The 12,409-nt window shown below is 56.2% G+C and carries 15 protein-coding genes; 3 read left to right on the top strand and 12 right to left on the bottom strand.

From position 1 onward, the window contains the following. Positions 1–3 precede the first annotated feature (3 nt). From ACI48J_RS06110 to ACI48J_RS06095, 4 genes are all read right to left on the bottom strand, one after another. Complete coding sequence (locus tag ACI48J_RS06110; protein ID WP_405082168.1) at positions 4–900, bottom strand: ABC transporter ATP-binding protein; 897 nt, start codon at positions 898–900, stop codon at positions 4–6. Between the two features lie 262 nt (positions 901–1,162). Beyond that, positions 1,163–1,888 (bottom strand): non-canonical purine NTP pyrophosphatase, encoded by a 726-nt coding sequence (locus ACI48J_RS06105; protein ID WP_405082167.1) that lies wholly within the window; start codon positions 1,886–1,888, stop codon positions 1,163–1,165. Further along, positions 1,881–2,630, bottom strand: coding sequence for a ribonuclease PH (rph, locus tag ACI48J_RS06100; RefSeq protein WP_405082166.1), 750 nt, complete (start codon positions 2,628–2,630; stop codon positions 1,881–1,883). Before rph ends, ACI48J_RS06105 begins: the two co-directional genes overlap by 8 nt. A 264-nt stretch (positions 2,631–2,894) precedes the next feature. Next, on the bottom strand, positions 2,895–3,950 hold the full coding sequence (locus ACI48J_RS06095; protein ID WP_326050913.1) for a GerMN domain-containing protein: 1,056 nt from the start codon (positions 3,948–3,950) through the stop codon (positions 2,895–2,897). Between the two features lie 306 nt (positions 3,951–4,256). Between ACI48J_RS06095 and ACI48J_RS06090 the strand changes: the two genes are divergently transcribed. Next, positions 4,257–4,784 (top strand): phosphatidylglycerophosphatase A, encoded by a 528-nt coding sequence (locus ACI48J_RS06090; protein ID WP_405082165.1) that lies wholly within the window; start codon positions 4,257–4,259, stop codon positions 4,782–4,784. Between the two features lie 299 nt (positions 4,785–5,083). Here ACI48J_RS06090 and ACI48J_RS06085 read toward each other — a convergent pair whose 3' ends face one another. The 6 genes from ACI48J_RS06085 to ACI48J_RS06060 all read right to left on the bottom strand — a co-directional run bounded on the left by ACI48J_RS06085 (position 5,084) and on the right by ACI48J_RS06060 (position 9,641). Further along, positions 5,084–5,488 (bottom strand): hypothetical protein, encoded by a 405-nt coding sequence (locus ACI48J_RS06085; RefSeq protein WP_405082164.1) that lies wholly within the window; start codon positions 5,486–5,488, stop codon positions 5,084–5,086. A gap of 28 nt (positions 5,489–5,516) precedes the next feature. After that, positions 5,517–5,717: a helix-turn-helix transcriptional regulator gene (locus tag ACI48J_RS06080; RefSeq protein ID WP_326050911.1), complete on the bottom strand. Its 201-nt coding sequence runs from the start codon at positions 5,715–5,717 to the stop codon at positions 5,517–5,519. 168 nt (positions 5,718–5,885) lie between these two features. Next, complete coding sequence (locus ACI48J_RS06075) at positions 5,886–6,872, bottom strand: MBL fold metallo-hydrolase (RefSeq protein WP_405082163.1); 987 nt, start codon at positions 6,870–6,872, stop codon at positions 5,886–5,888. After that, the gene (locus ACI48J_RS06070; RefSeq protein WP_405082162.1) at positions 6,869–7,624 is read right to left on the bottom strand and encodes a class I SAM-dependent methyltransferase; all 756 of its coding nucleotides are present in this window, start codon (positions 7,622–7,624) and stop codon (positions 6,869–6,871) included. Before ACI48J_RS06070 ends, ACI48J_RS06075 begins: the two co-directional genes overlap by 4 nt. A gap of 54 nt (positions 7,625–7,678) precedes the next feature. After that, positions 7,679–8,629 (bottom strand): magnesium/cobalt transporter CorA, encoded by a 951-nt coding sequence (gene corA / locus ACI48J_RS06065; RefSeq protein WP_405082161.1) that lies wholly within the window; start codon positions 8,627–8,629, stop codon positions 7,679–7,681. 118 nt (positions 8,630–8,747) lie between these two features. Further along, a complete protein-coding gene (locus ACI48J_RS06060; RefSeq protein WP_405082160.1) occupies positions 8,748–9,641 on the bottom strand; it encodes a LysR family transcriptional regulator in 894 nt (297 codons plus the stop codon). Between the two features lie 132 nt (positions 9,642–9,773). On the opposite strand from ACI48J_RS06060, the gene ACI48J_RS06055 reads away from it, so the two are divergent. Both ACI48J_RS06055 and ACI48J_RS06050 read left to right on the top strand, forming a co-directional pair. After that, the gene (locus tag ACI48J_RS06055) at positions 9,774–10,250 is read left to right on the top strand and encodes a CidA/LrgA family protein (protein WP_405082159.1); all 477 of its coding nucleotides are present in this window, start codon (positions 9,774–9,776) and stop codon (positions 10,248–10,250) included. After that, positions 10,247–10,930 (top strand): LrgB family protein, encoded by a 684-nt coding sequence (locus tag ACI48J_RS06050; RefSeq protein ID WP_326050902.1) that lies wholly within the window; start codon positions 10,247–10,249, stop codon positions 10,928–10,930. Before ACI48J_RS06055 ends, ACI48J_RS06050 begins: the two co-directional genes overlap by 4 nt. Positions 10,931–11,111: 181 nt before the next feature. Here the strand turns inward: ACI48J_RS06050 and ACI48J_RS06045 are convergent, their stop codons facing one another. Together ACI48J_RS06045 and ACI48J_RS06040 are read right to left on the bottom strand one after the other, a co-directional pair. After that, positions 11,112–11,588 (bottom strand): hypothetical protein, encoded by a 477-nt coding sequence (locus ACI48J_RS06045; protein WP_405082158.1) that lies wholly within the window; start codon positions 11,586–11,588, stop codon positions 11,112–11,114. Positions 11,589–11,624: 36 nt separating this feature from the next. Beyond that, entirely contained in the window at positions 11,625–12,323 is a 699-nt protein-coding gene (locus ACI48J_RS06040; protein ID WP_405082157.1) for an aspartate/glutamate racemase family protein, read from the bottom strand. Positions 12,324–12,409: the final 86 nt, after the last annotated feature.

Raw genomic sequence — 12,409 nt, 5'->3', positions numbered from 1 at the left:
CCTTCAGCCTGCATTCGTATTTTGAATTAAAGTCTGGAAGGCGTCTTCCAGTCCGCCGCTTCGCACTTCGATATCTTTCATATCGATGCGTTTGTCGATCAGCGCGGTAAGAAGCCGGTCCGTGTCCGGTCCGAACATTTCGACGCGCCGCCCGTTCCACTTGATATCGCTGACTCCCGGGAAAGCCTTCAGCAGATCGTGCGTAACCCCCGAGCCCGCTGTAAAAGAAATGACTCTCCCCGTCGTTTCCGCTTTAATCTCGCTCGGCGTCCCGTCCGCAACCAGCTTGCCGTTATTGATCACGACGACTCTGTCGGCCAACTGATCCGCTTCCTCCAGATAATGAGTCGTCAAAACGACGGTTTTTCCTCTTGCGGCCATGGCGCGGATCGTATCCCAGAACAGCTGCCGGGAAGTCACGTCCATGCCGACGGTCGGTTCGTCCAGGAAAATAATTTCCGGGTCTCCGGCCGCGGCCATCGCGAAGCCCAATCTGCGCTGCTGTCCGCCGGAGAGAGCCGAGGCCATCTTGCCGCGCTCGGCTTCCAGACCGGAGATGAGCAGAAGCTGCTCCAGCGAGAGCGGGTTCGCGTAATAATGGCGGAACAGGTCGATCGTCTCGGCTACTTTCAGATTGTCGATCACGCTGACATCCTGGAGCATGGCTCCGATCCGGTCCCTAACCCGCCGGTCTTTCGGATGGCCTCCCAGCAGCTTGACGGTTCCGCTCGTTGGCTCCTGAAGGCCGAGAATCATCGAAATCGTGGTCGTCTTGCCCGCCCCGTTCGGACCGAGCAATGCGAGCACCGTTCCTTTTTCCACAGTCAGCGTTAACCCGTCGACCGCCTTTTTGCCTTTAAATTGTTTCGTAACCTGCATCAATTCGATAGCTGTTGTCACAGGGGTTCAGCTCCTTCTGTTATGTGGGCTTTCCGTTTCATCGTTCGTCGTTCATCGTTTCGTTAAGCTCTTTAACCTGAATCCATCATACCGCGCGGCGGATTTACTCCCTACCCACAACCGTAACCTTTTCCGGATGACAATTGTCACCTTCGTCCGCCGAACCCGCCGTGATACGAAAAAAGAACGAAAAAACCGGTTCCGAAACGAATCGGAAACCGGTTTGGGTCGTGCCCGCCAAGCGGACACGTTGTTTATTCGGTTAAGTCAAGCGGCCGGAATGGCGCTCAAAAAACTGCTCGAGCGCTGAGGCCCGGTGGCTGATCGCGTTTTTCTCTTCGAGCGGAAGCTCCGCCATCGTCACTCCACGCTCCGGCAGATAAAACAACGGGTCGTAGCCGAACCCGTCCGTGCCGCGCGGCTCCGCGACAATGACACCCTCGCAGGTCCCCTCCGCCTCGAGCGTGTCCCCGCGGAGCGGGTCGACCAGCGCCAGCGCGCACACGAAGCGCGCGGTGCTGAGCACCTGCGGCGCAGCCGCGTCCGCGGCCTCCGGGCCGTCCGTGAGGCCCGTTGCCCGCGCGGGGCCGCGATCCGCCGCGGACACGCCGGCGGCGCCGGGCCGGCCGGCCGCGGCCGAGACCGCGCCAAGCTCGCGCAGCAGCTTGGCGTTGTTCGCCGCGTCGGCGGCGTGCTCGCCCGCATACCGGGCGGAGTATACGCCCGGATCGCCGCCGAGCGCGTCGACGCACAGCCCGGAGTCGTCGGCCAGTACCGGCAGGTTCAGCCTGCCTGCAATCGCCGACGCCTTAATCCGGGCATTCGCCGCGAAGGTCGCGCCGTCCTCGACGATGTCGGGCATATCGTCGAAATCGTCGAGGCTGCGCACTTCCTTGCCGAAGCGGGCGAAATAGTGGGCAAACTCGCGCACTTTGCCCTTGTTGCGCGTGGCGATCACCACGACCCCGGAAGCGGAAAGATCAGGCACGGACACCCGCTCCGATCAGGCCGCTTACGCGTCCGAGCGCTTTTCTCTGCTCCTCGACCATTGTGTAGACGCCGCCCTCGGCCAAGGCCAGCAGGGTGTTCAGCTCCTCGCGCGAGAAAGGCGCCTCTTCTCCCGTCCCCTGTACTTCCACGAACTTCCCGGTTCCGGTCATGACCACGTTCATATCGACGTGCGCCTGGGAATCTTCCGTGTACATCAAATCCAGCAGAGGCTTGCCGTTCACGATCCCGACGCTGACGGAGGCAAGGTAATCCGTAATCGGCAGTTTGCTCAGCTTGCCATTGGCCACCAGCTTCTCCATGGCAAGCGCCATCGCTACGAAGGCTCCCGTAATGGAAGTCGTTCTCGTTCCTCCGTCCGCCTGGATCACATCGCAGTCGAGCGTCACGGAACGCTCGCCGAGCGCTTCCAGGTTAACGACGGAGCGCAGCGCGCGTCCGATCAGCCGCTGGATTTCCATCGTGCGGCCGCCGAGCTTTCCTCTGGCCGCTTCTCTCTGGTTGCGGACCTGGGTAGCGCGCGGGAGCATCGAATATTCGGCGGTTACCCAGCCTTTGCCCTGGCCTTTCATAAAGGGAGGAACCCGCTCTTCCACGGTTGCGGTACAAATGACTTTCGTCTCCCCGACTTCTATTAGAACCGAACCTTCGGCATGTTTGATATAGTGCGGCGTAATTTTCATCGGTCTTAGCTGGTCGTTCTGTCTTCCATCGGCTCGCATTCTGTATCCTCCTGTACGATCATAGCATCCATTTCTATCCTTCCTATTGTAGCAAACAAAGGAGCCGAGCAAAAGCACCGCGGGTTTCGACGAAAAAAGGGAGAGATCTCCTCTCCCCTGAAATCTTCGTAAGTTCCTCGATGGGGCCTTACCCGGCATACGTCCGGAAGGACTTTGCCCGACTAAAGGCCGTCCGGTTTTGGACTGTCAGCCCCGCGCTAAGCCCTGTTGTGGGAACGCCGGACAGAACCACGGCAGAACTCCTTACAGCTTTTCCGGGTTCGGGTTCAAATGAAGCGGCCGGGAGACGGGCTGGCTGTAGGTTTGGGAATCGGAGGTTTCCACCTTCGGACTGCCGTTTACCGTTATTTGAACTTTGGCGGCGTTCGTATTCTCCGTCAGAGACAAAATAACCGACTGGAGCCCGTCCGCGGGCGCTTTTTTGTTCTCGTCCAGAAGCTGGTCGGAGAAGTTTACCGTCAGCACCGTGTCCGACGTCTTCTTCACATCCAGCACCTTGGCGGAAGCGTTCAATACCGGCTGGAGACCCTTCGACGTGTTGGGGCCTTTCAAAAGTTCGTCCATGACCGCCTTGGCGACGTCGTCGGTCCTTTTTACCAGGCGTGTAACCGGTACATAATATTTGCCGTTTTGCGCCGTAGCATTCGTGAAGTACAGCGTTACCGGCGTGGACTGGCCGTAATCGACCCCTTCCTGCTTCTCCAGATTGATGCCGATTTTGCGCGAAAGCGGTTCGTCCAGAGGTGTGCGGGCCACAGGCATTTCCTTGAGCTCCTGCCCGTTTATTTTGATCTTCACCTGCTCGACGGTTGAAAAACCGGTCATGGCCCAGGTGATCCCCTCCATGATTTTGCGTTCTTCCTTGGCGTCGTATTTTTTGAAGGCCTGGTTAAAATTGACCGTGGCCAGTTTATCCTTTATGTCCACCGTTAGCGTAGTCCCTTCGGGCAGCAGAGAGGCAAACCCGGCGGGAAGCCGGCTTTCGCCCGGACCTTTGGCCACCATATATTCCAGCGTAGTCTTCGCCACCGACTGTGTCTTCGGCAAATCCAGACTGACCGGAACGACGAAGCCTTTCGGGTCTTTCGCATAGACGGTCATTTTGGCGGTTTGCGACGTCTTGACGCCTGCGTCCGCTCCGGTTCCCCCCGTACCGGTTCCCGTCTCCATCGCGGTTTCGGTACCGGGCGGCGGCGCGTCGATCGGTTTGGACTCCGACCCCCACATACCGCATCCCGTCCCGAGAATCGCGATCGCTCCTGTCATGGCTGCCGCCTGAAGCCAGCGTACCTTTCTCATTTCCATCCCCTCCTGTTCGTATGTGCGTTGCGCAAAGGTTCGGCATGGCCCGGGGCCCGCCGCCGGCAGCGCCTTCTTCCGGGAGTTTCCTGCCGGTCCGGATGACGTTTGTCCTTCGTACTCCTATGTATACAGGGGGCCTGCCCGCTTTATGCCCGAGTTGTCCGAAAAAACGGGACAATTTCCGGGCTTGTTCCCTTTCCGTCCTTCTTTTCGGCGGACAATTCCGTTCCAAGCGATACTCTTTCCTAAAAAAAGGGTATACTAGGGTATCTGCTTTCATTTGACAACGGAGGAGAACCCCACGTGAAATATTCCCTGGATAGTGAAAAAGTAGCTTCGGCTACCCGCGAGCTGCTAGAAAAAAGAGGCGTTCAGACGTCTCAGATTGCCGAACTGACCTATTTTCTGCAAAAAGATTATTTCGAATCGCTGACGCTGGAGCAGTGTCTGGCGAGCGTAGAATCCGTCCTGGCCAAAAGGGAAGTACAAAACGCCGTCCTGACCGGCATTCAGCTGGACATGCTTGCGGAAGAAGGCAAGCTGATCTCCCCTCTGCAGGAGATGATTCAGCATGACGAAGGCTTGTACGGCTGCGACGAGATCCTTGCCCTGTCGATCGTGAACGTTTACGGGAGCATCGGATTCACGAATTTCGGCTATATCGACAAGCTGAAACCGGGCATCCTGAAAAAGCTCAACGATAAAAGCACCTACGAAAAGCATACGTTTCTCGATGATATCGTAGGCGCCATCGCCGCTGCCGCAAGCTCTCGCATTGCCCACCGCAAGCAGTCCGAAGCCGAGAAGAAAGGCGACGCTCCCGGGAACTGAGAGGTCTTTCTTAAACCGGGATGTGTTCCCCCGTTATGCGGCGCCATACACCGTGCGCTGCGGGGAACTGCGGGCGGTGTGAGAAGACGGACAGCTTAGGAGGAAACGGGTTAAAGCGGACGAACGGTCCGTCAGGAGAGTCGTTTTCCGGCTGTGTAAAGGACGCTCCGAGTAGAGGAGCCGACACAAAAAGGGAACCGCCGTGAGGCGGTTCCCTTTTTCCTTTTTCATCCCAAGATTGCTGCAACTTCCCTCTTACCCGTTCCCCTAACATCGGCGGCATGCAGCTTCCTGTCCGGTTACCGGTACTTCCGGGCCACGATATATTCCGCCGCCGGAAGGAGCACGATGCCCAGTCCCAGTAATATCAGCACAGCCATATTATCCCGGCCGAAAGCCAGTTTTTCCACTATACAGACGATCAGGGAAGCGGCAAGCATAATAAAATAGGCCGCTTTGGCGCTTACGAAGGTAATGTGCCTGCCCATCTCTTCCTCCTGGGTAATACCTTCCCCGTCCTCCTTGCTCCCCCAGGTCAGAGCGCCGAACATCGCTGCCAGGGCAGCCGCTATGCTCGTTAATTCGCTGGTTCCGACCGGTTCTCCGGACGCGTATTTTTTAAGCGTAAATCCGATGACAACCAGTGAGGTAAGTCCGAACCCCGCAGCAATAAGCCGCTGCTTCGGTGTTTTCCGTCCGGTCACAGTTTCCGCCTCCTTGTATACTGCCGTTTTACGTGTCTTTGTTTGCCTGGAACAAGTCATCCACCGTGACGCCCAGCGTACGGGCCAGATGAAAAGCCAGTTGGAGACTCGGATCGTACTTGTTGTTTTCGATGGCGTTAATGGTCTGTCTGGACACGCCGCACGCTTTGGCGAGATCTTCCTGAGACAGCCTGATTCGTTTGCGCAGCTCATGAATCCGATTTTCCATAACAGACTCCAATGTCAAAATGTTTTTACATCTCGATTATAAAAAGAAGCGCCTGGAATGTCAAATGTTTTTTACATAAAGCATGTACAACGGTGCAGTGCATAAAAAACGGACCCCCTTACCGGAGAGTCCGCTGTATGGTTGTTTGTTTGGCATCCGCGTCTGCCCTTAATCCCGCGCCTCGTACACGATCAGCCCTTCCCTCTCGCTCACGGCTGCTCGGCCGTCAAGCGCAAGGCGCACCGTATGCGCGATCGTCTCCGCCATGGCGAAGCGGAGCTGATGCAGCGTAAGCCGGTCGCCGAACGTATCGCGGCAGAGCGCGTAAGCCGTCATCGGCTCGCGCAGCTTGTCCGCCATGAGCGCAAGCCGCTCCTCGTGATGGCGGACAAGCTCTTCCGCCCGCTGGCCGAAAGCGGCGAAGGGCGACCTGTGGCCCGGGTACGCCATCTTGACCGGCAGCCCGCTGATCTCCCGCAGGCTGCCCATATACGCGCCGAGCGGGTCGTCTTCGACGCCCGGCATAAAGCTCACGTTCGGCGAAATTTGCGGCAGCACATGATCGCCGCAGAATATCTCGTGCGTCTGTGCATCGTAGAAGCACAGATGCCCGGCCGCATGTCCGGGCGTCTCGATCGCTTCGTACGATGTGCCGCCCAGACGCACGCGGTCTCCCGCCCGCAGCGCGGTCAGCTGCGGCTGCGGCGAAACGAGCGGGACGAAGCTGTCCATATGCTTCGCCAGCTCCCCGCACAGCGCGGCATCCATGCCGTGCCGCGCGAACAGCCCGGTCAGCAGCGATGTCATCGGCTGACCGGGACCCCACAGGAGCCGCACCTGACCGATGCCGGTTTCCGACAGGTAAACCGGCGCGTCCGTGCGCTCCTGGAACCAGCCCGCCATCCCGTAGTGGTCGGGATGGTGGTGGGTCAGTACGACCTGCGAGATGCGGTCGTACCCGAAGCCGAGCCCCTCCAGCGCTTCGTTCCACAGCGTCTCCGCGGCTTCCGTGCGGAGGCCCGGATCGATCACCGTCAGGCTCCCGTCCGGCTCTCGAAGCAGATAGCTGTTGACCCATCGCAGGGGAAAAGGCAGAGGGACTTTGATCTGCCAAAGCCCCTCCCGTAAAGCGATGACCGTTGTTGAATGACTCATTGCAGGCTTTCTCCTTCCCTTCCTCCGACAAAAATCATCCGGGGAGACGACTCCCGGTCGTAATCCTTTCCGTCATAGCTGCCGTAGATCCGGTCGACCCGCAAGCCCGCCGCGTACAGCATATCGACAAAAGCCTCGCAGCTGTACAGGCGCACCTGTTCCGAATAATGCCGCGGGCCGTCCCGTTCATCCGTGATGCAAATTTGTTTGCGGACATACCCGTTCTCGATGGAGCGTGTCTCTTCTATAAAAAGGCCGTTCTCCTCGCGGCTTGAATGGGGAACGAGGTTCGTTTTGACATAAGCGGGATTTAAATAGTCAATAATAAATTTCCCGTCCGGCTGCAGAAGCCGCGCGATTTCCGATAACACCAGGCGGTTTTCTTCCTCCTGCTCGAAGTATCCGAAGGAAGTGAACAAATTGACCACGGCGTGAAAAGATTCCTCGCTCGGAACACGCCGCATATCTCCGTGCAGCCAGGTTACCCGGTCCTCCGGGTCCTGCTTCCGCGCCTCCTCAAGCAGGGTATCCGACAAGTCGATCCCCGTCACCGTATAGCCGAAATCGGCGAGCGCCAGCGAATGGCGGCCCATGCCGCAGCACAGGTCCAGCACACGGGCGCCTTCGGGTAGATGAAGCCAGTCCATCATCCGTTTGACCTCGGCGTAAGCTCCTTCGAAATTGCGGTGTTTGTACACCAGCAGATAGTCTTTTCCGAAGCTTTCCCGGTACCACGCGCTTTTAACTTTCATGCCCGCATCCTCCCGATCTTTTTTAGTACGGATTATAAATAAGCGGCCGATTTCTCAATCGAACCAGCCTTTGCGCTTAAACCAGACATACATGGCAAACCCGATTCCGAACATAAACAAAAGAACAATAAAATAACCGTAGGGCCAATGAAGTTCGGGCATGTTGTCAAAGTTCATTCCGTAAATTCCCGCGAGAAACGTCAGCGGCATAAAAATCGTCGTGATGACAGTCAGCGTTTTCATAATGGTATTCATCCGGTAAGAATTCAATGAAATGAAATTTTCCCGCATGTCCGCGGTCGTGTCCCGGATCGAGTCGATCATTTCCGCCAGCTTCAGCAGATGATCGTAAATGTCCGCGTAATAAATCTGCTGCTCGCGCACGTTCGGCAGCTTGTCCGAATTGACGACCCGGTAGAGCAGGTCGCGCATGGGAATGATCGACCGCCTCAGATGCGCCAGCTTGGAGCGGATGTCGAAAACGCCGCGCATAAGCGCGTGGATGGACGTGCCTTTCTGGTCGGAATCGAAATCGTTCATTTCGTCTTCCAGCATATGTATACAAGGGAAATATTCATCCACGAGCTTGTCCATGACGAGATAAGCGCCGAAGGAAGAGCCTCTTTTCCAGTTGTCCGGTTCGGCTTGAAGCTTCTGCCAGGCGTCGTCGATCTCTTTGAGCTCGGTGAAATGGAAAGAAACGAGGAAGCGGGGCGCGACGAAAAGATCGACCTCATCGGCTTCCAGCGTCTGTGGATGAATGGCGTGCAGAACGAAAAAATGGACATCCTCATAGTGGTCCAGCTTCGGCCTCTGCAGCAGATGAAAGCAGTCTTCAACCGCAAGCGGATGAAAATGAAAATGGGTGTCGAGCAGCAAAGCCTCTTCGTGAGTGGGATTGTTAAAGTCTACCCAGTACCAGTCGATAGAATCTCCGTCCAGCTCCTGCAAAGGCAGGTCCAAGACCAGTTCTCCGCTGCGGGTAACGGCGACCGTGCGAATCATAAAGGTCCTCATTTCGTCCGTAATCAAGGTGAAAGCATTGGGTATATCGTACCATGTTTTGCCTGGAAACAAAACGGTGCCGAGCGCGGAAGCGATTGGAGCCGGCCTCCTTGACTCCTTATCGGTTCGGCCGGGACAGCCACTCCTTCGAAAACCGCAGCCATTCGCGGGCGGCATAAGATAAGTAACCCTCTTTGCGCCAAATCATAACAAGATGCCACGGAATCCGCGGAGAAACGAGGGTAACCGTGGCCACTTTGTCCGGACTCAGCTTGCGGCAGATCGTTTCGGGCAGCAGGGCGACGCCGAGGCCCGCTTCCGCCATCCCGCTCAGAAAATCCCACTGGGAGCTTTCGTAGATGATGTCGGGCTTGAATCCCGCCTGGATGCAGGCTTCGGGAATGCTCTCGTGCAGGGTAAAGCCTTCGCGGAACATAAGAAACTTCTCGCCGCTGAGCTCCGCAAGGCGGACAGTCTGCCTGCGGGCGAGCCGGTGCCCGAGATGCACGACAAGCCGGAGCTCTTCCTTGACGAAGGCGAACATCTCGAAGCGCTCCGCATCGACGGGAAGCACCGCAACGCCGAGATCGAGGCTCCCGCTCTCCACCTCGCGTTCGACCGTGCGGGCCCCTTCCTCGATCAGCCGGATTCCGATCCCGGGATACAGCTTATGGAAGGCGGCGATCAGCTCCGGGAAGAAAGGCGCTCCGGTCATCGGCGGCAGGCCGATCCGGATCTGCCCCTTGCGCATGGAAGTCACGTCTTCGAGATCGACGGAGAGATTTTCCAGAGAACGGACAATCTGCTGCGCCTGGATCATTACGGCTTCGCCGGCATCCGTCAACACAATCTGACGGGCCGTGCGGTCAAACAGCTCGACACCGAGCTCCTCCTCCAGGATGCGGATCATTTTGCTGATGGTGGGCTGAGTGACGTGCAGGGCTTCCGCCGCTTTGGTAAAGCTTCTGCGCTTAGCCGTCTCCAAAAAATATTGCAGATGCCGAACGTCCAAGTCATCGCCTCCTTTAGCCTTCTGCATTGGTTCCCCTTCCATAGAGAAAAGGAATGAAAACCATTCGATATATGTATTTTACCTATCCTTGTCCCCTGCGTATACTCGGAATTATGGAAGGGGATTATCCGGATGAACAAACAACCCGCACCACCATTAAGCGGTCCGCATAAAAAACAACGTTTCGCTTGGACGCCGGACCGGCTTGCTCCGGTTCACGTCCGGCGCGCGCTCGTCACGGCCGGTCAGATCGGCCTGCTGATCGTGTTCGCCTATCTGGGACGCCTCGTATCCGAGCGGCTGCACCTGCCGGTGCCGGGAAGCATCGTCGGCATTCTCATCGTCTTCGCCGCCCTCCACTTCGGCTGGGTCCGGCTGGAATGGGTCGAGAAGGGCGCCGATTTTCTGCTGTCGAAGCTGCTGCTCTTCTTCGTCCCGCCCGCCGTCGGCATTTTGGAATATAAGGAAATGTTCTCGGTATCGGGGAGCCAGTACCTGCTCATCATTATAATCAGCACGTTTTTCGTCATGGCCAGCACGGGACTCGTGGCGGAGTTTCTGGGCCGCAGACGCGCCGTCAAAGACAAGAAGGAGGAAGCGTCCTTATGACCGGAACCGGACTTCTGTACCTGCTGATCACCGTCGTCGTCTTCTGGGCGGCCAACCGGCTGTACCGGAAGACAGGCAAAGCCTATCTGTCGCCGCTCGTCGTCGCGCCGGTTCTGCTTATCGCGGGCCTTTTCTTCACCGGTACGCCGGTCGAAGCTTACAACGCGGGCACGAAGCCGCTGACGGATCTGCTCCAGCCCGCCACCGTGGCGTTCGCGATCCCGCTGTACCGCCAGTTCAAGCTGCTCCGCAAGCATGCCATCGTGCTTGTGGCGGGCGTACTGTGCGGCTCCGTCGTTGCCGTGCTCACGTCGGTGCTGCCTGCGGGCTGGATTCACGCCAGCCCGCAGATGATCGAGAGCGTGGCGCCGCGCTCCATCACGACTCCCATTGCCATGGAGGTGTCGCGTTCGCTCGGCGGCATTCCTTCGATCACGGCCGTGTTCGTGGTCGTGACGGGCATCTGCGGCTCGGTGATCGGGCCGCTGGTCATCCGCTCGCTGCGCATCCGCAGCGGCATCTCGCGGGGCCTGCTGCTCGGCATGGGCGCCCACGGGGCCGGCACGAGCAAGGCCCACGAGCTCGGCAGCGAGGAGGGGGCCATCGCCAGCGTCGCGATGATCCTGGCCGCGCTGTTCTCGCTGGGGCTGATCCAGCCGATCATGGCGCCGTTCCTGTGAGAGCGGAGTGAAAAAACTTTTAGACCGCCTCCTGAAAGAAGCGGTCTGTTTTTCGTCCTATTTTTATATAATCTCATCATTATCAATGTACACAAACAAGACCTCTATGCTATTACATCCAATTTTCATAAATGTCCTTTATTAGGACTTTGTATATGGTCTTGGTTGGTGATTATAACTATTAAGGAATATTTGAGTAGATAATACGATGATCTTTGTTAAAACCAGTGATGAATATTGGAACATCTAGCGTAGTCGAGAAACTATAAAACAATCTTTTATCAGTGTAGTTTAAATAAGAAACCTTTTCGATCCCCTTCATTTCTAACGACTCAATCTGAGGATTAAAAATTGCACCGATAATGATCTTTGTATCTTTCCCCATCATCTGCCAACCCACTTGTTCATCCGTAACGTTTCCTTGTGGCAACTTCACTCTTTGAATTACTGTACCTCTTTCAACGAGAAACGCATGCGTGTCTCCATTTTCATCTGTTGCAAGAACAACCTTCGTGTTATTTTCGGCAATAGTAATTAAAGATTTTTTGGATAAAACGGCATCTGTACTTCTTGATACAACCCTGTACATAGTATTTTCGTAAAGAAAATAAGTTAATAAACTTACGCAAAGAATAATAAAAATGATAATCTTTTTCACCGTTCTCACCTCTGGCTGTATTTCCGGATGAGGAATTTATACTGGTATTTCCCCTGAATTCATATATTTCCTTACAACAGCCCTCGCCAAGCATGCCGACGAATCCACAAAATGAATCCCCCGGGACGAATTATCGTTCGAATCCGCTACGACATTCAAATCCGTACAAGCGATCAGGACGGTATCGACCGACTCGGCCAATTCGGAGCACAGCCGGTTCCACAGAACGGCGGCTTCGTTGTTTTGCCCTTTTTTGATGAGGGACAGCAGTTCATTTATACACGTCTGCCAGCTTTCTCTGTCCACGCACCTTAACCCCGCTGACGCCAGCGCCTGCTGATAAATCCCAGACTCCGCCGTAGCTGCCGTAGCCAGAAGAGCCGTTCTTCGGGCCCCCCGCGGAATTTCCTTTATCGTCTCGCCTACCATGTTCAACAGAGGCACGGAGAGCTCCTTTTGTATGGAAGCGTAGTAAAGATGCGCCGTATTGCAGGGCATGGCGATAAAATCGACGCCCGTGCTTTCAAGCTTCTTCGCTCCTTGGAGGATTGCTTTTTCCATATCCGTGTGACAAATGGGCCTGTCCGTATAAAACGGCGTCGGGCAAGAATAGATCATCATATGCGGAAAGTCGGTGTCCCGCTCCGCTCCATACATCTGCCGGCATTGCTCAACTACTTTGTCCACGAACGGACCGGTTGATTTAGGTCCCATTCCCGCCAATATACCGATCATGGATACTCCCCCTTTTTTAATCAAGTTTACCAAAAAAACGCCCCCTCCCGGAGACGTTTTGTTTTTCCGCCTATAAAATAAGCGCT

The organism is Paenibacillus chitinolyticus (assembly GCF_045038035.1).
GTDB classification, from domain to species: domain Bacteria; phylum Bacillota; class Bacilli; order Paenibacillales; family NBRC-103111; genus Paenibacillus_F; species Paenibacillus_F chitinolyticus_A.
This window is presented reverse-complemented; position numbering and strand designations above follow the sequence as displayed.

What these genes read in the sequence shown, in the direction of transcription:
- ACI48J_RS06095 (WP_326050913.1), bottom strand. Translation starts at nt 3,950, where the DNA reads ATGAGAAAGGTACGCTGGCTTCAGGCGGCAGCCATGACAGGAGCGATC.
- ACI48J_RS06075 (WP_405082163.1), bottom strand. Translation starts at nt 6,872, where the DNA reads ATGAGTCATTCAACAACGGTCATCGCTTTACGGGAGGGGCTTTGGCAG.
- corA (WP_405082161.1), bottom strand. Translation starts at nt 8,629, where the DNA reads ATGATTCGCACGGTCGCCGTTACCCGCAGCGGAGAACTGGTCTTGGAC.
- ACI48J_RS06055 (WP_405082159.1), top strand. Translation starts at nt 9,774, where the DNA reads ATGAACAAACAACCCGCACCACCATTAAGCGGTCCGCATAAAAAACAA.
- ACI48J_RS06080 (WP_326050911.1), bottom strand. Translation starts at nt 5,717, where the DNA reads ATGGAAAATCGGATTCATGAGCTGCGCAAACGAATCAGGCTGTCTCAG.
- ACI48J_RS06070 (WP_405082162.1), bottom strand. Translation starts at nt 7,624, where the DNA reads ATGAAAGTTAAAAGCGCGTGGTACCGGGAAAGCTTCGGAAAAGACTAT.
- ACI48J_RS06040 (WP_405082157.1), bottom strand. Translation starts at nt 12,323, where the DNA reads ATGATCGGTATATTGGCGGGAATGGGACCTAAATCAACCGGTCCGTTC.
- ACI48J_RS06050 (WP_326050902.1), top strand. Translation starts at nt 10,247, where the DNA reads ATGACCGGAACCGGACTTCTGTACCTGCTGATCACCGTCGTCGTCTTC.
- rph (WP_405082166.1), bottom strand. Translation starts at nt 2,630, where the DNA reads ATGCGAGCCGATGGAAGACAGAACGACCAGCTAAGACCGATGAAAATT.